General features: G+C 31.3%; 30 protein-coding genes and 2 pseudogenes. 2 read left to right on the top strand and 30 right to left on the bottom strand.

Annotation, left to right across the window (positions count from 1 at the left end; translation table 4 throughout):
* Positions 1-81: 81 nt before the first annotated feature.
* Positions 82-1,044, top strand: a complete 963-nt coding sequence (locus tag P344_RS03670) for a GMP reductase (protein WP_025317532.1) — start codon at positions 82-84, stop codon at positions 1,042-1,044.
* 32 nt (positions 1,045-1,076) lie between these two features.
* On the opposite strand, the gene rpsU is transcribed toward P344_RS03670, so the two are convergent.
* From rpsU to P344_RS08105, 9 genes and pseudogenes are all read right to left on the bottom strand, one after another.
* On the bottom strand, positions 1,077-1,241 hold the full coding sequence (gene rpsU / locus P344_RS03675) for a 30S ribosomal protein S21 (protein WP_025317533.1): 165 nt from the start codon (positions 1,239-1,241) through the stop codon (positions 1,077-1,079).
* A gap of 121 nt (positions 1,242-1,362) precedes the next feature.
* Positions 1,363-1,770 (bottom strand): hypothetical protein, encoded by a 408-nt coding sequence (locus tag P344_RS03680; protein WP_025317534.1) that lies wholly within the window; start codon positions 1,768-1,770, stop codon positions 1,363-1,365.
* Positions 1,771-1,785: 15 nt separating this feature from the next.
* Positions 1,786-1,941, bottom strand: a complete 156-nt coding sequence (locus P344_RS03685) for a hypothetical protein (RefSeq protein WP_156028556.1) — start codon at positions 1,939-1,941, stop codon at positions 1,786-1,788.
* A 25-nt stretch (positions 1,942-1,966) separates the two neighbouring features.
* The gene (locus P344_RS03690; RefSeq protein WP_025317536.1) at positions 1,967-2,182 is read right to left on the bottom strand and encodes a hypothetical protein; all 216 of its coding nucleotides are present in this window, start codon (positions 2,180-2,182) and stop codon (positions 1,967-1,969) included.
* Positions 2,183-2,304: 122 nt separating this feature from the next.
* Positions 2,305-2,445, bottom strand: coding sequence for a hypothetical protein (locus P344_RS06775; RefSeq protein ID WP_156028558.1), 141 nt, complete (start codon positions 2,443-2,445; stop codon positions 2,305-2,307).
* Positions 2,446-2,524: 79 nt separating this feature from the next.
* The gene (locus tag P344_RS06780; RefSeq protein ID WP_169728178.1) at positions 2,525-2,779 is read right to left on the bottom strand and encodes a hypothetical protein; all 255 of its coding nucleotides are present in this window, start codon (positions 2,777-2,779) and stop codon (positions 2,525-2,527) included.
* 522 nt (positions 2,780-3,301) lie between these two features.
* Positions 3,302-4,549, bottom strand: coding sequence for a replication-associated recombination protein A (locus tag P344_RS03695; RefSeq protein ID WP_025317537.1), 1,248 nt, complete (start codon positions 4,547-4,549; stop codon positions 3,302-3,304).
* A gap of 75 nt (positions 4,550-4,624) precedes the next feature.
* On the bottom strand, positions 4,625-5,008 hold the full coding sequence (locus P344_RS03700) for a hypothetical protein (RefSeq protein ID WP_025317538.1): 384 nt from the start codon (positions 5,006-5,008) through the stop codon (positions 4,625-4,627).
* Positions 5,009-5,079: 71 nt separating this feature from the next.
* A pseudogene (locus P344_RS08105) lies at positions 5,080-6,052 on the bottom strand (L-lactate dehydrogenase).
* A gap of 256 nt (positions 6,053-6,308) precedes the next feature.
* Here P344_RS08105 and P344_RS03710 point away from each other — a divergent pair.
* A complete protein-coding gene (locus P344_RS03710; protein ID WP_025317539.1) occupies positions 6,309-7,415 on the top strand; it encodes a GNAT family N-acetyltransferase in 1,107 nt (368 codons plus the stop codon).
* A gap of 13 nt (positions 7,416-7,428) precedes the next feature.
* On the opposite strand, the gene P344_RS03715 is transcribed toward P344_RS03710, so the two are convergent.
* The 21 genes and pseudogenes from P344_RS03715 to P344_RS06985 all read right to left on the bottom strand — a co-directional run bounded on the left by P344_RS03715 (position 7,429) and on the right by P344_RS06985 (position 19,771).
* Positions 7,429-9,084 (bottom strand): MATE family efflux transporter, encoded by a 1,656-nt coding sequence (locus tag P344_RS03715; protein WP_025317540.1) that lies wholly within the window; start codon positions 9,082-9,084, stop codon positions 7,429-7,431.
* 166 nt (positions 9,085-9,250) lie between these two features.
* Positions 9,251-9,520, bottom strand: coding sequence for a hypothetical protein (locus tag P344_RS07515; protein ID WP_025317541.1), 270 nt, complete (start codon positions 9,518-9,520; stop codon positions 9,251-9,253).
* Entirely contained in the window at positions 9,471-9,887 is a 417-nt protein-coding gene (locus P344_RS03725; protein ID WP_025317542.1) for an ATP-binding cassette domain-containing protein, read from the bottom strand. The genes P344_RS07515 and P344_RS03725 overlap by 50 nt, the downstream gene beginning before the upstream one ends.
* Positions 9,888-9,898: 11 nt before the next feature.
* On the bottom strand, positions 9,899-10,069 hold the full coding sequence (locus tag P344_RS06790) for a hypothetical protein (protein WP_156028562.1): 171 nt from the start codon (positions 10,067-10,069) through the stop codon (positions 9,899-9,901).
* A 432-nt stretch (positions 10,070-10,501) separates the two neighbouring features.
* The gene (locus P344_RS06080; protein WP_025317543.1) at positions 10,502-11,086 is read right to left on the bottom strand and encodes a hypothetical protein; all 585 of its coding nucleotides are present in this window, start codon (positions 11,084-11,086) and stop codon (positions 10,502-10,504) included.
* 147 nt (positions 11,087-11,233) lie between these two features.
* A complete protein-coding gene (locus P344_RS06085; protein ID WP_025317544.1) occupies positions 11,234-11,413 on the bottom strand; it encodes a hypothetical protein in 180 nt (59 codons plus the stop codon).
* 128 nt (positions 11,414-11,541) lie between these two features.
* Positions 11,542-11,952, bottom strand: coding sequence for a hypothetical protein (locus P344_RS06090; RefSeq protein WP_025317545.1), 411 nt, complete (start codon positions 11,950-11,952; stop codon positions 11,542-11,544).
* A gap of 90 nt (positions 11,953-12,042) precedes the next feature.
* On the bottom strand, positions 12,043-12,900 hold the full coding sequence (locus P344_RS03735) for an SPE_1075/MLC_0560 family membrane protein (protein WP_025317546.1): 858 nt from the start codon (positions 12,898-12,900) through the stop codon (positions 12,043-12,045).
* 69 nt (positions 12,901-12,969) lie between these two features.
* Complete coding sequence (locus tag P344_RS03740; RefSeq protein WP_025317547.1) at positions 12,970-14,340, bottom strand: DEAD/DEAH box helicase; 1,371 nt, start codon at positions 14,338-14,340, stop codon at positions 12,970-12,972.
* 127 nt (positions 14,341-14,467) lie between these two features.
* The gene (locus P344_RS07520) at positions 14,468-14,701 is read right to left on the bottom strand and encodes a hypothetical protein (RefSeq protein ID WP_051477556.1); all 234 of its coding nucleotides are present in this window, start codon (positions 14,699-14,701) and stop codon (positions 14,468-14,470) included.
* The gene (locus tag P344_RS03745) at positions 14,667-15,188 is read right to left on the bottom strand and encodes a hypothetical protein (RefSeq protein WP_051477560.1); all 522 of its coding nucleotides are present in this window, start codon (positions 15,186-15,188) and stop codon (positions 14,667-14,669) included. The genes P344_RS07520 and P344_RS03745 overlap by 35 nt, the downstream gene beginning before the upstream one ends.
* Before the next feature lie 164 nt (positions 15,189-15,352).
* Positions 15,353-15,679 carry a hypothetical protein gene (locus tag P344_RS03750; protein WP_025317548.1) on the bottom strand — a complete coding sequence of 109 codons (327 nt, stop codon included), beginning with the start codon at positions 15,677-15,679 and terminating at the stop codon, positions 15,353-15,355.
* A gap of 195 nt (positions 15,680-15,874) precedes the next feature.
* Positions 15,875-16,045 carry a hypothetical protein gene (locus P344_RS06795; protein WP_156028564.1) on the bottom strand — a complete coding sequence of 57 codons (171 nt, stop codon included), beginning with the start codon at positions 16,043-16,045 and terminating at the stop codon, positions 15,875-15,877.
* A 107-nt stretch (positions 16,046-16,152) separates the two neighbouring features.
* The gene (locus tag P344_RS03755; RefSeq protein ID WP_025317549.1) at positions 16,153-16,473 is read right to left on the bottom strand and encodes a hypothetical protein; all 321 of its coding nucleotides are present in this window, start codon (positions 16,471-16,473) and stop codon (positions 16,153-16,155) included.
* A 300-nt stretch (positions 16,474-16,773) separates the two neighbouring features.
* Entirely contained in the window at positions 16,774-16,962 is a 189-nt protein-coding gene (locus P344_RS03760) for a Vmc-like lipoprotein signal peptide domain-containing protein (protein WP_025317550.1), read from the bottom strand.
* 175 nt (positions 16,963-17,137) lie between these two features.
* Positions 17,138-17,842 (bottom strand): annotated as a pseudogene (gene araD, locus P344_RS08110) (L-ribulose-5-phosphate 4-epimerase AraD).
* A 110-nt stretch (positions 17,843-17,952) separates the two neighbouring features.
* Positions 17,953-18,417: a TIM barrel protein gene (locus P344_RS06355; RefSeq protein ID WP_201773807.1), complete on the bottom strand. Its 465-nt coding sequence runs from the start codon at positions 18,415-18,417 to the stop codon at positions 17,953-17,955.
* Positions 18,393-18,704, bottom strand: coding sequence for a hypothetical protein (locus P344_RS06360; protein WP_081717396.1), 312 nt, complete (start codon positions 18,702-18,704; stop codon positions 18,393-18,395). Before P344_RS06360 ends, P344_RS06355 begins: the two co-directional genes overlap by 25 nt.
* 3 nt (positions 18,705-18,707) lie before the next feature.
* Positions 18,708-18,926, bottom strand: coding sequence for a beta/alpha barrel domain-containing protein (locus P344_RS07070; RefSeq protein ID WP_201773781.1), 219 nt, complete (start codon positions 18,924-18,926; stop codon positions 18,708-18,710).
* Positions 18,880-19,359 (bottom strand): orotidine 5'-phosphate decarboxylase / HUMPS family protein, encoded by a 480-nt coding sequence (locus tag P344_RS03775; protein WP_201773782.1) that lies wholly within the window; start codon positions 19,357-19,359, stop codon positions 18,880-18,882. Before P344_RS03775 ends, P344_RS07070 begins: the two co-directional genes overlap by 47 nt.
* Positions 19,360-19,501: 142 nt before the next feature.
* Positions 19,502-19,771 (bottom strand): PTS sugar transporter subunit IIA, encoded by a 270-nt coding sequence (locus tag P344_RS06985; RefSeq protein WP_051413777.1) that lies wholly within the window; start codon positions 19,769-19,771, stop codon positions 19,502-19,504.
* Positions 19,772-19,784: the final 13 nt, after the last annotated feature.

Raw genomic sequence — 19,784 nt, forward strand, 5'->3', positions numbered from 1 at the left:
TATGTGGCACCAGTCCTAATTAATTAATTTTAATAGTTGCTTTCCCCAAAACTATGGTAAATTTATTATGTGAGGTGAAAAATGAAAGCATTTGACTATGAAGATATTCAGTTAATTCCCAAAATGTGTGTGGTGGAATCACGGAAAGAATGTGATCCCCGCGTCAAACTAGGAAAACATACATTTAACTTACCAGTGGTCCCTTCTAACATGGCGACTGTTGTTAACGAAGAATTATGTGAGAAATTAGCCCAACAAAATTACTTTTATATTATGCATCGTTTTAATGTTGACCAAGTCGCATTTGTAAAAAAGATGAAACAACAAGGTTTAATTGCCTCAATTTCAGTTGGGGTCAAAGAAAGTGACTATCAAGTAATTGATAACCTAAAAAAAGAAAATCTTACTCCGGATTATATTACCATTGATATTGCCCATGCTCACGCGTTATCAGTTAAAAAAATAATTGAACATATCCGCAAGAATTTTAAACAAGCAGTATTTATTATTGCCGGAAATGTGGGAACACCCAAAGGAGTTCGGGATTTAGAATATTGGGGCGCAGACGCTACCAAAGTTGGAATCGGTCCGGGGAAAGTATGTATTACCAAACTAAAAACTGGATTTGGAAATGGTGGTTGACAACTAGCAGCCGTGAAATGGTGTAGTAAAGGAAGCTCAAAACCAATTATTGCCGATGGTGGTTTACGCGTTAATGGTGATATTGCAAAATCAATCCGGATGGGTGCTACCATGTGTATGATTGGAAGTTTATTTGCCGCCCATCAAGAATCACCGGGAAAATTAGTTGTCGAAAATGGTGTTGAATACAAAGAATACTTTGGATCCGCTAGTGAATATAATAAAGAAGAAAAAAGATATGTCGAAGGAAAAAAAGAATTAATTACTGTTCGGGGTAGTATCTTTGATACCTTAAAAGAAATGACCGAAGATTTACAATCTTCAATTTCCTATGCCGGGGGGTGTGATTTAGAAGCCATTAAAAAAGTTGATTATGTAATTTTAAAAGATAGTAATTTTTAAGGAATTTTAAAAAAACCAGATTTCTGGTTTTTTTATCTAAAACTACGGTTTTGTTCTTGCTTGTATCGTCTTTTTTCTTTCTTACTTAAGAAATGTTCTTTACGACGGGCTTCTTTACGACGCACTGCTGATACCTTGTTAAAACGTTTTAACGCTTTATCTAGCGGTTCACCATTTTTTACAACAATAGTAGCCATTTTTTCAACTCCTAAAATCTATTTAAATTAACAATTTAATCTTATCATAGATTTTTATTTGTTGAAACACTTTTAAAACTATTTAAACTAAATTATTAGTTTTTTTAACATTTATCGTATTTTAACAAGTTATTAACTTTGATAACATTGGTAAATAGCTCCCAATAATTAACAAGAGAATTGCGACAATAAACATTATTGCTAAAATTGGTCACGTCCCCTTAAAAAACTTCACATAATCAACATCTGCCAATCCTAAGGCCACAGGGACCATTCCCGACGCGGGTGATCATAAATTAATTCATCCTAAAGCCATTACAAATGCCATAATAACTTGGAGAGCAACCCTCAAGTTATTGGCAACTGGTCCTAAGACGGGGAAAGTAGCGTTCTCTAATCCCGAAGTCGAATAAATTAAGAATGATAATGGTAAATAAATAAAGTATGATACCACCACAATTCCAACTTTTGGTAAGTGACTAAGTTCTTTCGTTAGACCATTAATAATATGGTGTGACATTCCCGACATTGATAAGGCGACCCCCTACCCTATTCTAGCGGAAACCCCAACAATGAAGGAAATTCCTAACATTTCCACACTACTACTAATAAATTTATCCACAAAATGGTGTTCAGTATGTCAAAACATAAACCCAATAATTAATTTAGAAATAAAGAATAAAAAATCCATTTCTGCCATATACCAGGTTCCAATCACAATCATATTATCAAAAATATAGACCCCTGATTTTGTGGTATCAGCTAATGCGGATAAATAATCAAAACTTAATTGGCCCCTGATAACCGTGACTTGTTAAAAAGTTTTTAAAAGCATCAGTAATTTCATAATGGACTGTTCCATCATAATCGTAGTGCAGAACAAATGCTCCGGAAAAAGTGGCGATTTCATGGGCATTATCACTAGCATTTTGAACGGTCACATTAATAAATTCACCATTGGCACTATCCCAAAATTACCCCAGACCACCAATGCCATGTAAATGAGCCCAATAAACAAAGTTATTATCGGTGTTCCCATTAACATTTAAAACACTGGCCAAAATTAAGAAAACATTAATTTCAAACTTATATCAGGCAATAATACAAAAATTAATAAATCAAAAGTTGTAATAAAAATTCCAATTACTCATTTACGTTTACGAGTTAATTCGGGAATTTCCCCCGCTTTGACAAATTTTTGCAAATGTTCATCATAATATTCGCCATAAACAGAGTTTTTTTATCTTTCTTCACCCGTGCGGCATACCAAGTAATAAAAGCAATTAATAACCCGCTAAAATTACTCATCCAATAAAACGTCAAATAATTCCATCGGAAATGGCAATTTGCGCCCCGTTGGAAATCTTATTAATGGCATCGGCCGCCGTAAATAACACAAACGGATCAAGTGTGACTGCTAAACAACTAACTCCATTCCCCAGCATAATTACCATAAAAGCGGTTAACCCATCCCATCACAAACGACCGCTAATAATAATGGCATAATAAAGGGATAAAACGCAAGGGTTTCTTCACACATTCCATATACTGTTCTCCCCCTAGTAAAAAAATAAAGCTTGCTAAGAGAATAAAATAAATTTCTTTCCCTTTCATCTTCGCTAATAAGCAACCAATTTCCGCTTCTAACGATTTTGAATCCATTGTTACTTTTAAAAAAGCTCCAATTATTAATAAAAAGACAATTAAATCAGCACGATTAATAAATCCTTTAATTCCCTAATAATACAACGGACCATAAAAGTACTAAAAAAATTAATGGTATAGTCGTTGTAATCACCTTTATAAACGGTATTAATAGTATAGTTATCAAAATAACCACCAATTAAATTTCAAATTAAAATACTAATCTTAATGATAGCAAATGATAATTTATAACTTTGTTTTCAAATTTGGTTGATTTTCTTAGTTTCTAATAAAATTTAAGGCTCCTTTGTTTTAAATTGGATAAAAAAAGTGCTATTTTAAATTAAAATAGCACTTTTTTTATCTTAACAAATTTTATTAGAAAAAGCAACTTCACCAAATTTATAATAATTTTCTTATTTTTTATTTTTAAAAGCTTGGTATAAGTCATTTAACCGTTTTTCATACACACTATGTAATTTAGGATGGTAATAAACTGTTCCTAATAATTTATTTGGTAAATACTGCTGTTTAACATAGTCATTAGGAAAATCATGAGGATATTTATAACCTAAACCCCGGTTTAATTTCTTGGCCGATTTATAACTAGCATCACGCAAATGTAAGGGAACTGGATATACTTTCCCATTCATAATAACATCTTCATAAGCTTTAAAAGTTGCTAAATAAGCACTATTTGATTTTTCACTTAAACACATTTCAATTACTACTAATCCCAGAGGAATAATTCCTTCGGGCATGCCAATTTGGCGAAATGAATCAATTGCAGCTTTGACATGTAAGGAAATAGCGGGATTTGCCAACCCAATATCTTCATAACTAATAATTAACATTCTTCGTAATAATGCTTCATAATCCCCACTTGCTAATAACCGGCTAAAATAGTGGAGAGCTGCTTCCACATCACTACCGCGGATTGATTTTTGAAAGGCCGATTTTAAATGATGGTGTTCATCACCATAATGGGAATTTAATAAATTAGCAGTTGGTGAAATTGCCTTAACAATATCTAGATTAACTAATTCTTGGGGATATAAATGAATTGCTAATTCTAAAATATTAATGGCAACTCGTAAGTCCCCACTCGCTAAATTACAAATATAACTTAAGGCTTCATCGGTAATATTTAGTTTAATATCCTTTGATTTTTGTAAACTTCGTTTTAAACCACTAAACATTTCAGCAGCTGAAATAGGTTTTAACTCAATAATATTACTGCGACTTCGAATCGCGGGGTTAATGACAAAAAACGGATTTTCGATCGTACAAGCAAACATAATTAAATTACCATGTTCTAAATATTGCAAAAGGATGTCTTGGCGATCACGATTCATCCGATGAATTTCTTCTAAAACTAAAATATAACGATCATAATTTTCAGCTTTTTTAATAATTTTTTCTAAATCACTTTTTTTATCAATGGCGGCGTTAAAAATACTATGCTCAATCTTTAAATCATTTGCTAAGGCTAACGCAATACTAGTTTTTCCAATTCCGGGATTACCATAAAAAATTAAAGAACTAACAAAATTATTTTTAATCATCCGGGATAAAATTCCATTTTGATCATTAATTAAGTGTTCTTGACCAATTACATCTTGTAATGATTGTGGTCGCCATAAAAATGATAACGGCTGTTGCATCATTTTCACCTCATTTATCTACCTTAAATTATAATAGTTTTCTTGTTAATAACAATAAGGTAAAAAGAAAAATCCTTAACGACTAGATTGTTCGCTTGTTTTGGAAACAGTAATTTGATCTTTTTGTTTTTTGAGTAACCTGTGTTTTTCATTATTTTGTATTTTTTTATATAAATAAAAAGGTCGATGATTTATGCGCATTATTATTGCTTTTATGTTTAAAAAGATCTTGATTAGGAGCATCCTTTCCATAATAGTTCCGTTGATAAATGTCTCATTTTTCCTTTTCCATTTGCTCTCATTCGGCTGATACCCCTTTTTCATAAGGTTGATATCTAATATCAAAACAGACATATAAAAATCAACGAAAAAAGATTCGTTTTCAATAATAATTTTTCATAATTTTCATTTATCTTTTTTTCATTGCGGCACAGGTGGTTCTGGTTTTTTCCTAAACATTTTTTCACCCTCTCATTTAAAAATGTCACCACTTTCGTTGATTACATTTTAAATATTCTACTTTTGTTATACTAAATTTCGTATTTAATATCAATTGCTTCAACCGCCTTTTTGACTGTTTCTTTAATAGTTTGACATGAACGATCAAATCCTTTTTGTTCTTAACTATTAATATGTAAGATAATAATCCGACTTCATCCATTTTGGTTAACAATCGCGGGAACTCCAATATAAATGCCTTTTTGACCATATTCACCATCTAAATAACCACCAATTAATAACGTGGCATTTTCACCACGCATAATAGCACGCACAATATATGCTAACGCAACTCCGATGCCATAAAAAGTTAATTTTTTCTTTTCAATAATTTTATAAGCCATATTAACTGCTTCTTCGCGGCATCATTCTAATTCCGCTCGGGTAATTTTACCATCTTCAATGTAGTCACTAATTCGTTTCCCCATAATTGTCCTGGCACTTCACGGGACAATTGAAGAGTCTCCATGTTCACCTAAAATATAAGTATGAACAGAAGATGATGGGAGCACATTTAATTTGGTTCCCACTAACCGACGTAAGCGCGAAGAATCTAAAATAGTTCCTGACCCTAACACCCGGTGGTGATCATAACCAGTTACTTGTTAATAAACAATTGTCATGACATCAACAGGATTTGAAGCAACAATTGTAATTCCGCTAAATCCTTATGCTTTAATCTGCAAAGCAATATCTTTCATAATTCAAGCATTATCGGCAACCATGTCTAATCTGGTTTCCCCTGGTCGTTGGCGACGACCAGCCCTAATTACAACAATATCAGCATCTTTACAAGCAGGATAATCTCCCCTGAACTTCGACACTAACAAATGCCTTTTCTAATACTGCGTTACAATCAGCAAAATCAAGGGCATTTCCTTCCGCCAGGTCATGGTTAATATCAATTAAAACATATTCTGGTAGTAACCATTGGTTAATTGAAACATATAAGAATGAAGTTCCGACGCTTCCACATCTTACTAATACAATTTTATGATTTTTCATTATTTATTCTCCTTATTTATTGATTGTCTTTCTTAATAACATAATTTATGTTTCCATTATTGTCTCATCTCATTTTTACTTTATAATAACTTTTTAAAATAAGATACCTCTTTTTAATAAAAAATTTTAAAAACAATTGGCAAATTAGTTACCAACAAGTTAAATAACCATTAATTTTCAATTTATTTTTTATAAAAACATTTTATAATATTTATGTAGAACTTTATGAAAAATAAGGGAAAAGAGAGTAGTTCAAATGAAAAGAAAATATCGCCAGAACCGTAAGATTAAAAAAATATTTAAATTTAAAGGCCATTATGAGGCCACCACCCTCGCACAAAATTTTGTGCGTTATGTTACCGACCCCTTTCGGGAAGAAGGCGGCTATGATATTATTGATGTTGAAAATGAAATTTATCAAACAGAAATTACCACTGAAGAAGGTAATTCTTACACGGTTGCAATTAGTACTCAATTTGATTATGAAGAAGATAGTGAAAAAATTAAAGAGATTACCAAATATCAAGTTGATAATGACCTTGATTTTATTTTATATACCATTGGAGATCACCATGACGAGCAAGAAACAGACTTTTTAGAAAGTTTAGGATTAGTATTAAATGAACAATTAATTGGAATGGTTTTTGATTTGAAACGGTGAAAAAAAGGACGCAAAAAAATCCCACCGAATGTTAAATTTCGCCGGGTAAATGATAATAAACGCCTAAAAGATTTTAGTCTTATTTTAAAAAGCGCCTTTGGTTCAAAAAGTTGAGATTATGCTTTTTACAAGACCTTATTAAAATTAAATAAGGATGAAACAATTTGTCAAATTGACTTATTATATAAAAATAACCAGCCAGCAGGAACCGGGAATATTTATTTTGAAAAAGAAATTGCGATTATTGATGATATTGCCACCCACCAAAACTTTCGCCACCAGGGGCTAGCAAAATTAATGATTAACAATCTCTTAACAACCGCTTGAAATAATGACTATGATTTAGTCGGTTTAATTGCCACTCCCGAAGGGTTTAATATGTATCGCAAACTAGGTTTTCGCCCAATTAAATTATATTTAAACGAATATGTTACCAGAAGTCAAACTAATAATCTTGAGCAAATTGCGAAAAAAATTAGTCGGGGTAAAATAAAAACCTTACAAAATGTTAATTATCAACAATTAATCAGCCAAGTTGGTAATAAAAAATGTCATGGCTGTGAAAACATAATTAATGACCCTGAATATTTAATGGCTTATCACTTAACTAATGACTTTGAAATTAATGTTTACCACCAAAATTGTTATAAATTAAATGCAAAAGATAAGTGAGTTATTATGGTCAACCAAAAACAATCGTAACCAAGATTAAAAGTTACGATTGTTTTTTACTAGGTGCCGTGGTTGTTTCCTTGGCAGCTTTCACTTCCATTTTTGATAAATGTTCTAAACTATCTTTAAAAGTTTCTTTGTTAATACTTGTTGAGCGAAAATCATCAGGTAAATCAACTAATTTCTGACGGTATTTAAACCAATAATGAACAAGAATTGGAACAATAATGCAAGATGAAATTAAATCATTTAAACCAATAAACACAAAGAAATAAATTGGGTTTCCAGTTGCCATACTTACACCATAACCAATTCCAATTAATGGTAAAATTACTAAGAAAGTTCGTAAACTACTTGTAAAAGTTCCTAACATTGATTTATTAATTCCTTGAAATAAGGTTAACGCAATATAAGTAAAGGCACAACAAGGATAAGTCATAAAGTTAATTATTATTCACCATCGATATTGGGGAACATATTCTTTGGGAAAGGCAAAGGCTTGCATCATTAACCCGCCAAAGCAAATAAAGACCACGAGCATTAAGGTAAACCAAATAATAATCAAAATACTTACCCGTTTTAATACCTGTCAGATCCGGTTATATTTTTTAGCACCATAATTATAAGCAATAATTGAACGGGCTCCCTGGGTTAAACCAATCCCCGCCGATAAAACAATTGTCATTCACGGGGTAATTGAAGAATATAATTCCTGTAAAATCGAAATCCCGTTATTATAACTTTGGTTTGGTAATTGCACAACTAAAGTTGTTAGGGCAAACGAAGTAATCACTAACGCCGCATTATTAATAAAATTTGGTAAACCTGCTTTCATAAACGCAACAATATTTTGTCATTTTAAAAATAAAATGTCTTTTCAACCAAATTTCAAATAACTACCTTTAACACCAAACACAATAATTAAACCCCAAATAATTTGGACTAGTCAAGCAAAAACAGTTCCCAGCATTGCCCCAGATAATTGTAAGTGACACACGCACATAAAGAAAATTCCAGCCCCACAGTTAACTAGTAAGGATGACAAAATCATAATTACCACCCACAGCATTTTTCCTTCACTGCGCAACATTGACATAAAAAAATAACTTAAAAACATTAAGGGAGCGGCGGCTAATAACGGAATTGTATAAGTTCAACATAAATGTTCAGTAATAACATTATAATGACTCCCCATTTGCGAAGTAATAAAAACGGCATTTCAACCTGGATAAACAATACAAAAAACGCCAAACGCGGTGATACAAGAAAATAAGATTGTTGAAGTAAAACCATTTCCTGATAACTCTTTCATTTTACTAATATTGCGTCGACCATAAGCCAATGAAAAGTTCATCGCCGTTCCCATCCCCATCATGACACTAAACGCCCATTGCAAGTTATAAGTTTGACTTGCATATTGGGTGGCAATATTAATATATGATTGCATTTCTTTTAGGGGAATTTCAGTTACAATCTGAGAACCAGTAAAATGATTTAACGCGTTATAAGCATCAACATAAAATGGGTCTTTCATCGCATCCGGAGCCGCAAATTGTAAGGCTAATGTTTTATCAATGATATTATAAAAACCTTGAATGATCATCAATAAAACAGTAGGAATACAAAAATACGCAATGGTTAATCATGGTTTGGCATACCGTAATTTTTTTTCACGCGCAGTTAAAATAACTGATGTCATAGTACCTCCTCTCTATTTTATTTTTTACGATAAAAACAGTTAATGATATTTAATAAGACTACGTACTAGTTTTTACTAAATATTAATAATATTATAGTCCAAAAAAATAAAAAAGGTGGGGAAAATAACTTTTTTCTAATTATTTTCCCACCCTATTTAGTATTACCTATTCGCCAGGCTGGAATAACACAGAAGCTTTTCCAAAATCACGGTTGACCGAAAAAAGCAACCGGTCATAGATTTCGGAAATATTAGTAATGTACGGTTGAATTTGGGTTAAAAAAATTCGTTTTTCCATTGAATTATAAGCAATTGTTTTAATATTATCATTTTGTTTTGGTAAGTGAATAATTAATGAATCAGGTGTTTTATTAATTATTTTATAATTATAACGCTCAGCAATGGCAGTTAAATCACTTAGAAATGCTGGTTCCATTTTTAGCTTGGCGATATTTTAACCCTCGTAAAAAACTCATCTCTACTAAATATTGGTAAACATTTAAATGATTTGAAAAATGAGCATTTTCCGAAATATAACCAATAATTTGTTTGGCGGGAGTGGAAGCAGATTTCATCCCGTGAATAAATAGTTTTCCTTCGGTTGGAATAATTGCCCCAATAATTGATTTAATAGTTGTTGTTTTCCCCGAACCATTAGATCCAATAAACCCGTGAATTTTCCCCTTGCTAACAGTTATCGCAATATTATCAACAGTTTTAAAATCTTTAAATTTTTTGGTAAAATGACGGATTTCAATTGCCAAATTAGGATCAGCCACGATTTTATTTGTTATTTGTAACATCTTTTTTCATATTAGACAAAATCCTTTTTACATACTCTTCAAATTACTAATCCCAATACTCCTAAGGAAATGAAAACATAAGCCGCATACATTCCCCCTAAACTATGAATTGTTTGGGCTTGGTTAAAATGACCAGCAATGTAGTATAAAGTATAATCAATGGCATTATTTTGATAATTCACTTCTTTAACAGTTGGGGGTAATATAGTTATTTAAGGGTAAAAACATTCCTGACAATGATGAATTTTCAACCGGACGATCATTTCCAGTTCACATAATTACTCATTGTTATCAAATATTTAAATATCCCATTAATTTATATTTTACAATTGCCCCATCAATATCACTTTTTGTAGCAGTTCAATAATCCGGCGAACTATCCAAATCGTTTTGATCACCATTATAAATAGTTGTTAATGTATAATTAAATAATAAATTAGCAAATTTATAAACTGTTGAATATAACCCATTAACTAAATAGGCTCCCGCTTGTTGATAACTATAGCTATCATAATTTTCTTGTACTAAATTTTTAATATCATCAATTAAAGCACTTTCCCCCAGAGAGGAAAGTGAAATCGCGCTTGTTAGCGCATTGATTAATAATTGGCACTTTAACTAGTTCCATAATTACTACTATTCGTAGTTCCATATACCATGCTAGATACTGTTGCTAGTGAATTATTTAAGAATTTACTATCATAGGTTGCTTTTAAGAAATGATAAATTTTTTTGTCTCGGACTGTTGGTAATAAATCAGGGTTAATAGCATTTGGACTCGCCGAAGTTATTTTCCCTTTTACTTCTGTATCATTTTTAATCATAATTGTGGGAGATCCGCTAGCTGTTTTTAACGCTGCTTGGTAAAACTGATTAATTAAATTAAGACCTTTATTCAGATTATTATTAATTTTAACTGTTTTACTAATATTATTGACAATGTTAAAATCAGCACCATCAAGAATAATTCCCCCGTTGTGATCATTAAATTGCCCAAATTTAACTAAGTCAGAATACTTGTTTCCTTGGCTAATAAATCACATATAAAAATTATTTCAGTTATCATACCTCGTTGCGGTTGCCAAATATTCTGTTAGCGCATTATTTAGTTGCGTTGCAAAAGTTGTTGCGTTAAGATTAGGTGCTAAACTATATATTTGGTTATTATAAATCCCCCGTAAGCTATCATTAAAACTCAAGCGAACATTTGGTGTATCATCCGTTGCTCATAATGGTCATCCGGTTGGGTTTGTTAGCGCCGTTACTAATTGCTTACTTGGATATGTGCTTTTGCTACAATTATCTTAAAATTTTTCCCCAGGTTACTTGTATTATTTAAATACATATTACATACGAGAATTATTAGAAGCATTATAAATCATCGGAATAATTGCTCCAATAATTGATAAAAACCCAATCACAAATAAAATTCCTATGACCCCTTTTGAATTTAGGCATAGCGATAATAGAATAGCAATGGTAGATAATAATAATAATAATTGGACAATAAAACTCGTTAAGATCACATAGACAAAGCGCCCCAGCGCATAATTACCAAAGGAATAAACCCAATCCCCACAAGCGCCATACTAATTAAAATGGGGAACAGTAAAATAAGCACGGGATATAATAAACAAGTTAATTGTAAAGCCAATTATTTTTCAAAAATCATTTTTACCCGCGAAATGGGAATCGAAGCAAAGATTAATAAGGTTCCATCATCTATTTCATCACGAATAATTTGGGTTGATTTAAAAGCAATATACATTGCGCAAAAAGTGAAGTAAATAATATAAAAAATTCACGAATATAACACATAATTTTCTGAAATTGTGACTGTTCAATCACGAGCATCACGAATAATATTAGCGGCAATCGAAACTACCATAATTAAATGTAGTAAAAATATTAAAATAAACATTACATAAGTTGAGGATGATTTTAACATTTTGATCAGCGTATAGCGAAACATTTTTAAATTAAAAATGTCTTGTAGTTTTTCCTTAGTTTTTTCAGAGTTTCAAGGTTGCTTAACAGTTTGTGAACTGTTAGGGTTATTAGTCATATAACTCCTCCGTTTCTAAACTAATTATTTAATTATAAATTAAAACCAAGCAATTACCAAAAATATTTTAAAAAGAAAAACAATGAGTAGTTACTCATTGTTTTCATTAATTACCACTGCTGGTTTGGTTAATCGGTCTAGTTTAATAAACTTATGCATGTAAGTTAGAATTACCCCAATAATTGGTCCCGAAATAAACGTCATAAAGATTGTTCCAAATCCTAAGTAATTACTAAAAAAAGCAAGTTTTAAATCTCATGGTCACGAGCAGGCGAGAATTAAAATGATTCCGACCAAGGCTAAGCATAAATCAGCAATTATCCGCGCTAATTTATAATTCATTTTGGTTAACCGATGGAGCTCCATTGATAATGCATTATATGGTCCAAATAACATGTTGGCATATACTGCAAACGCAATCCCAAAGCAATAAATTATAAACGCGGCCATAAAAATTAAGGTGCGTTCTAAAATTCCCATATGACTAATGCGATCACCAACCGTTCCGCCTAAAAATAAGAGGTTTAACTGAACAAAATAAGCTCATACAAATAAAGGAATTAAATCTAAAACCATATAGACATTTCCTTCCATAATTACTTTATTATCTTTAGTATGGCGATATTTAATAATAACATTGATAATGCGCATAATTGTCGCTACCCCAAACATACAAACATAAAAAATCATTAGAAAATATGAATAATGCCTTAGCTCATCGGGACCTAAGGCTCCTTTATTCTCACCAGTTTTTGTAATATTAATTAGCACACTTAAAAAAGCAAAGTTTGTAATATCAACTTGTGAAGCACCAACTCTGGTATTCATATAAAGGGCAATCCCTAGTCCAAATAAGTAAACTCCAACAATATAGATTATAAACCGGATTAAAATAGTTCGTCAGTTGTTTTTTCAGTTTATTATTTCTCTTTTAAAATATAGTTGCATAATTTAACAATGCTACCTCCTTAAAATATAAATATTTCTGCAATAAGAATATGACAAGATTATCTTAATCTATTTATCATACAATTTCAAACTTCTTTGCTTAGCTTTTTGTTTTTTTATTTTTTTAATTGAGGCTTTAATATGTTCACCGCGCGTTTTTCGTTTTAATTCAGCAATTTCTGCTTTCCGTTTTTTCTTATACCCAGGTTTCACTTTTTTCTGATTATTTTTTGTTGGATATTTGTTAATAATTTTATTAATTTCATGGTTTGGCTCTGATGTCGATTTTTTTGCCATCGGAGTTAAATTAGCAACCACCAAGTCATTCCCCCGTCATTTCATCACTTGGAATTCAATTCCCTTACTTTTTAATTGTTTAACTAAGTTTAAATTTTTAGTATCATATAAAACATAACTATACCCATGGTAATTAGCTCGACCAGTTCGCCCACTGCGGTGAATATAATATTCTAAATCTGTTGGTAAATCAATTGAAATCACATGACTAACCCCATCAAGATCAATTCCACGGGCAGCAATATCACTGGCAATAATATATTTAAATTCCAAATTCTTAATACGCTTAATTGTTTGCATGCGAGTACGGGGCGCTAAGCCAGCATGGAGCTGCGTTACTTGGTAATTATTTTTTAATAATAAATCATAGTATTGTTCAATCATTTCTTTTTTATTAACAAAGATAATACATAAGTACGGGTTAAGCGTAGCTAATAATTTTAATAAAACACTTGATCGTTCTTGGTGTTTAGTGGGAATTAAAATATGTTCAATGTTCTGGTTAGTTGCCAAGTTATCGTTAATTTCAATTAAATGAGGATTAGTTAAATATTTTAGTAAAAAAGGACGAAGACCAGGAGCAATTGTGGCGGAAAAAACTGAAATTTTCACATCCGGACTAACTTTACTTAAGACAAAATCAACATCTTCAATAAATCCTAAATCAAAAATCATGTCACATTCATCAATAATAAAAGTTTTTAACTTCCCAAAATTAAGAGCTTGGTGATTAAACAAATCTTTTAACCTTGTCGGTGTTGCCACGATAATTTGGGGTTGGTGCTTAGTCAGCTGATCAATTTGACGGTTAATATCCTCGCCCCCAATATAATAACCAGTTCTTAACGCAGGATTATATGTTTTAAAAAAACGAATGTTTTCATAAATTTGTTTTGCTAACTCTCGCGTCGGCGCAACAATCACGCTTTGAAGAGCAGAACTATTATAATCTAAATTATTTAAAATTGGTAAAATAAAGGTATGTGTTTTCCCCGTTCCGGTGTGTGATTTACAAATAACATTTTGGTATTTTAATAAATACGGAATTACTTGTTGTTGCACAGGAGTGGGACTATCAAACCCTAAATCTGTAATTCCGGTCATCAGAAATTTTTTTAAACCAAAATCAATAAAATTATTCATTGTTATCACTCACTTTCAAACCTATGCTATTATAACATATTTTATTTTAAAGTTTTTACTATAAATATGTAATATTTAATGGATTGAACAATAAAAAAGATATTTAAATAAATTAAATATTATTCTTTTATACCTGTGGTTTTAAATTTTTAACATTTGGTTGTTTTTGATAACGTTCTTGATGGAGTTCTTTTTGGTGATCAAACTCTTTTTGAGCAGCACTAACATTTTTATCTCAGTAATCAATTGTTCGTTGTAAATCAGTTTGGGGAGCAACACCGTGTTTAATTTCGGTTTTAATTTTTTTGATTGCTTTTTTACTTTTTTTAGTATTTTTTTTTAAGAGCTTTCTGTGCGTCAATATATTCAATTGAATAAGTACGAGTCATTGCTTTAACCATTCTAACAGTAACATATGAAGATAATAAAATTAAGACCGGTACCGCTACTAACAGTGCAACCATAATCCCTCCGGTTACTTCGGCAAAATTAGTTCCATTTGCTAATTTATAATCTTCTGGTCATTGGATAACACCGCTGGCTTCACTATGTCCCTGTGCTCAAGTTTTTAAATCAAACCATTGGTTATTTACTTCAATATTAGAAGTATATCCTCAAATAAATGACCCTGATGAGGCTAAACTCATTACTTTTCCTAATCCTAATTTACCAATTAGTTGGTAACCATTACCACTAAATTCTTTAATATCATTAATATTAGTGGGAATATCCTTACCATCCCAATAGTATCCTTCATAATGTTTTCCAAGAACCGCCAAGATCCCAATTAAGATGATGACCGTGGTTATTCACATCAAACTAATACTTCATTTTCCAAATGATTTCATATATTTTTCCCCTCTTTTCATATAACAACTCTATTATAGACCTATTTCTTAAAAACCTTACTAATATATTTACTAAAATTAGAAATATATTAGTAAGGTTTTTAAGAAATAGCAATGACTAACAAAAATTAGTTATTGCTATTGTTATTCCTTAATTTTAATAATTACTTACTTTTTTTATTTTTACTCGCACTTTTTTGTGCTTTTGATACTGGTTTATCTTTTCCATGTTGTTTTTTAGTTGCGGTGGCTGCATTTTTTTCCATTAATGTTTTGACATTCGTCATTACTGCACCCGCGCTACCGTCTTTTCCTCGATAGTCTTTTGCTGTTTTAATATAAAAATCGCCCATTGAACGAACAATTGCCCGTTTCATTGCCGGAGTTGATAATCCAATTGATTGCTGTCTAATTTCATTTCATTTTGTCTCAATCTCTCTTTGACGTTGAACTTTTAATTTTGTAGACCTGTTATCTCCATTTGACGCCATGTAGTTTTAGTCTCCTTTCATGCGTAAATACATATAATATTATTATACCTTTTTTTGCTTAATAACCAAAAATAATTTGCAAGATAATAAAAATTATCTTACTCTTGATAGATTGGTGGTAAGGTTATTTTAAAAATACTACTTTGGCACTGATCATTAAGTTTATCAGTTCCATATATTTTAAACTAGAAATCTCTAGGCACTGGGAAGTGCTAAATCAAATGTTTCACTCCCAAAGTTAGTTCCTTTTTCGTCATTATAAATTTCATAATCATATTGGGTTGGAAAACCTCACTGCTGAACTGCTAATTTTCCCATTACCCGGAAAAGAATTTTTTTCAAATCTTGGTAATTAACTTTTGTCAAATTATTGATTTCTATATAATCCGCAATTTTTATCTTATTTTCTGGATCATTGGGATTATATAAAAAATTAGTAAAATAAGATTTATTTGCCGGAACAACCGTTAAATCTAAGTATCAATAAAGTGGTGATGGTGTCCATCTGTTGTATAACTTCCATAACGAAAACTAATAGTAATTTTATAAAGACCAGGAGTTTTAAAAAGTTCATTAGTAATATTTTGATCATTAATTTGTATTCGAATCAGCGAAAATTTACTACTATTATAAGTAAAAACTGGGAAAACACTTTCATTACTTAAATTATATTTCACATAATTTGTTTTTAAAAATACCTCTTCTAACTGCTGAACACTAAAGTTATTTTGTTCAACCACTAATTTAGCATTCCGTGAAAATGGTTGTAACCCCCGATAAATGGCAGCGTCCATCGGATTAATAATAGGAATGTTGAATTTAATTGGGTTACTAAATTTATCATGGTACTGAAAACTAGCAAATAAATGAGTATATTCCGGCGGTTAAAAAAATAAACTCTGTGGCTATTTGATTATTATATTTTAAATTAATCTCTGGGTTAATTTTAAATTCATATAATCAAATTCTTCGCCATTTCGATAAATAAGTTTGTCAAGTTTATCTCCAAACACATTTAAAATGGTGTAAATGATATTAGTTAATGATTCACCGACATAAAAACCACCCAAAGGTCCAATATACACCAAGCCAAATTAATGGTGATTAAGCACATTAATGACAAAATCATATTCTTTCTCATTTTCAACTGGATCTGGATTAGGCTTTGGTTTGGGAGTTGGTCAAGATGAATTAGGGGATGAAGTTGTTGAACAACTAACAGCAAGACCAGCGGCACCAAAGATCATAACTAAAGTACTTAAAATACTTATTATTTTTTTCATATTGTTTCCCTCCCCTAGTTTTAATGTTTAAGTTATTATATCATAGAAAAAAATTAAAAAGAAAGCTTCCGAGGAGGTAGGTAGTTGTTTCCTATTCAAATTAAGCTTGTTAAATAAAAAGCATTAAAATTAAACAAAAATTTTAATACTTCTTAAAATGGAATAATAACTATGATTATTTACGGTGTTGACCATAATAGACAGTTTTCCCATGTTTGCGATAATAATGTTTATCAAGGAGTTCTTGACTAATTTTATTGATATTCTGGTTCAGCCCATAAACCTTTATAAGCCATTTGAGCTACAATCTCTAAAACCTTCGCCATTTTGACAGATACTAACGGACTATTGCCAAAAGTAAAGGGGCCATGTTTATTACATAAAATTGCAGGCATTTTCTGGGGACCCAAATTATGGGCCCTAAATATTTTAGCAATAATAACCCCTGTTTCATATTCATAATTTGTTTTAATTTCGTTCATTTTTAAATGGGGAATGTAAGGGATTGGCTCATAAAAATTATCGGCATGGGTTGTTCCGAGCAGTGAAATATCTAATCCAGCTTGTGCTCAGGATGTCGCATAAACTGAATGGGTATGAGTAATTCCTCCTAAATCTGGATATTTATTGTAAAGATATAAATGGATTGGGGGGTACCAGTGGAAGGATTTAACTTACCTTCAATACTATTTCCTTTTAAATCAAGAATCACCAAATTATCAATTGTTAACTCTTCATATTTAACTCCTGATGGTTATTAAACCATCAGGCCCTTGTCCCGGTCAATGTCACTAACATTCCCTCAGATAAAAGTAAATAAATTATATTCAACTAACTTTAAATTTGAGATTAAAACTTTTTGTTTTAATTCTTCTAACATTATCCTCACCCTGCTTTTCGAAACTGTTTATTAATAAAGCTAACCGCTGTTTGTAATTCCTGCACTGGCTCGTTATTATCTTCATACCATGCTTTAATCATAAATGAACCTTAGTAATTAACTGTTCGGAGATATTGTAAAATTTTTACAAAATATACACATCCCGTCCCAAATGGCACCTTTTTAAATTTATCAGGATGATGAGAACTAACCACGATAGTATCTTTTAAATGAAAACCAACAATTTCGTTAATTCCGATTGCAATTTCCTTTGTAACTTCCTCACCAACTCAATCAGTTAAATTACCAACATCCGGATAGACACTTAACCACGGACTAGGACATTCTTTTTTAATTGTTAAATATTTAGTAATTGATGAAATAAAAGTATCATCCATTGTTTCAATTGCTATCATTACCCCATAACAATTAGCAAGTTTTAAACCTGCTTTCAAATTAGTAAAAAATCATTTTCGTGTTTCGTTATCTTTTATTTCATAATAAACATCATAACCTGCTAATTGAATAATCCGAACTTTTAACTTAACAGCTAAAATAATACATTTTTTAATAATGCTAAAGCAGTTGTGCGAATTGTTTCGTTATAACTACCCAAAGGATATTTCCGGTGCCCAGAAAAACAAATTGAGCGAATTTTAATTTGATATTCACTTTGCAACTTATTTAAATTATTAATTTCTTGATCACCCCAATCCAAGTCCGCTAGACGTTCTGGTGATTCATTAATGGATAATTCGATAAAGTCAAAATTAAATTGCTTGGCAATCTTAAATTTTTCTGACCAGTTTCCTTTGGGTAACGCTTTTTCATAAATCTCCACTTGGTTACTAATGTTAAACATTGTTTAGTTTTCTCATTTCGCTTGTAATAATTTTTGAAATGTAATGGCTGCTTGGTGTGGGTCGTTGTGATCACGAATAGCGCGACCAGCAATAATAATATAAATTGGATATTTACTAAAAAGATCTAAATCATTAGCTTCGATGCCACCCGTGATGGTAACTTTAAAACCAAGATTAATTAGCTGTTCAATTTTTTGAATCTTCCGTCGTTCATTTGGCACCCGCAGCTTGAACATCGCGAGCACGATGATAAACTACCTTTTCAACACCAAGGGCTTTTCATTTTTTAGCTTGTTCAAAGGTTCACACGCCAGTTAATTCAATTTGCATTTCTTTGTGATATTCTTTACTAATTTCTACAACACCGGCAATCGTCGCAAGATCAGCACAACAAATAACCGTAATAATATCCGCCCCGGCGGCTAGTAACATTCACCCCAGAATTTTGCCAGCATCATCAATTTTACCATCCGCTAAAATAATTTTATTCGGATAATGTTTTTTAATGGTTTTGATAGCATTAATTTCTTCAGCACATAATAAAATTGTCCCAATTTCAATAATATCAACGTCCAAACCAACAAGGGCTAAGTTATCAAGAGCTTCTTGTAGTGTTAAAGTATACAATGCAATTTGTAAAAGTGGTTTTTTCATTTCAGTATCCTCCTATTTAACATATTTCATATAATCAATTTTTTTAATAATAGTCATCACTTCGGTTGGGAAATTAGCTTGAATAATTTGATCAATTACCGCCGGGTTTTCAAAAATTGCGAAATTTGTGGTAATGCTAAACTTAAATGAGTTTCGGCATCAACCGCACAAAGCCAATTAATAAACTAACTGGTTGGTTATCAGCAAATAGCACTGGTTCTGTTAAGGAAACTAAGCTAAAAGCATTTTTTAAAACCCCTTCTTTGGGGCGCGTATGGGGCATCGCTAATTTTGGTGCAATAATATAATAGGGTTTAAAAACAATTTTAACCGCTGCTTCTCAAGTCGCGGCGGTATGATGAAGCAAAATTGAATTATTAGTTAAGAGTGATTCTAAAAAATCCAGTTGCATTCCCCTATATATT

Source organism: Spiroplasma mirum ATCC 29335 (assembly GCF_000565195.1).
GTDB classification, from domain to species: Bacteria; Bacillota_I; Bacilli_A; order Mycoplasmatales; family Mycoplasmataceae; genus Spiroplasma; species Spiroplasma mirum.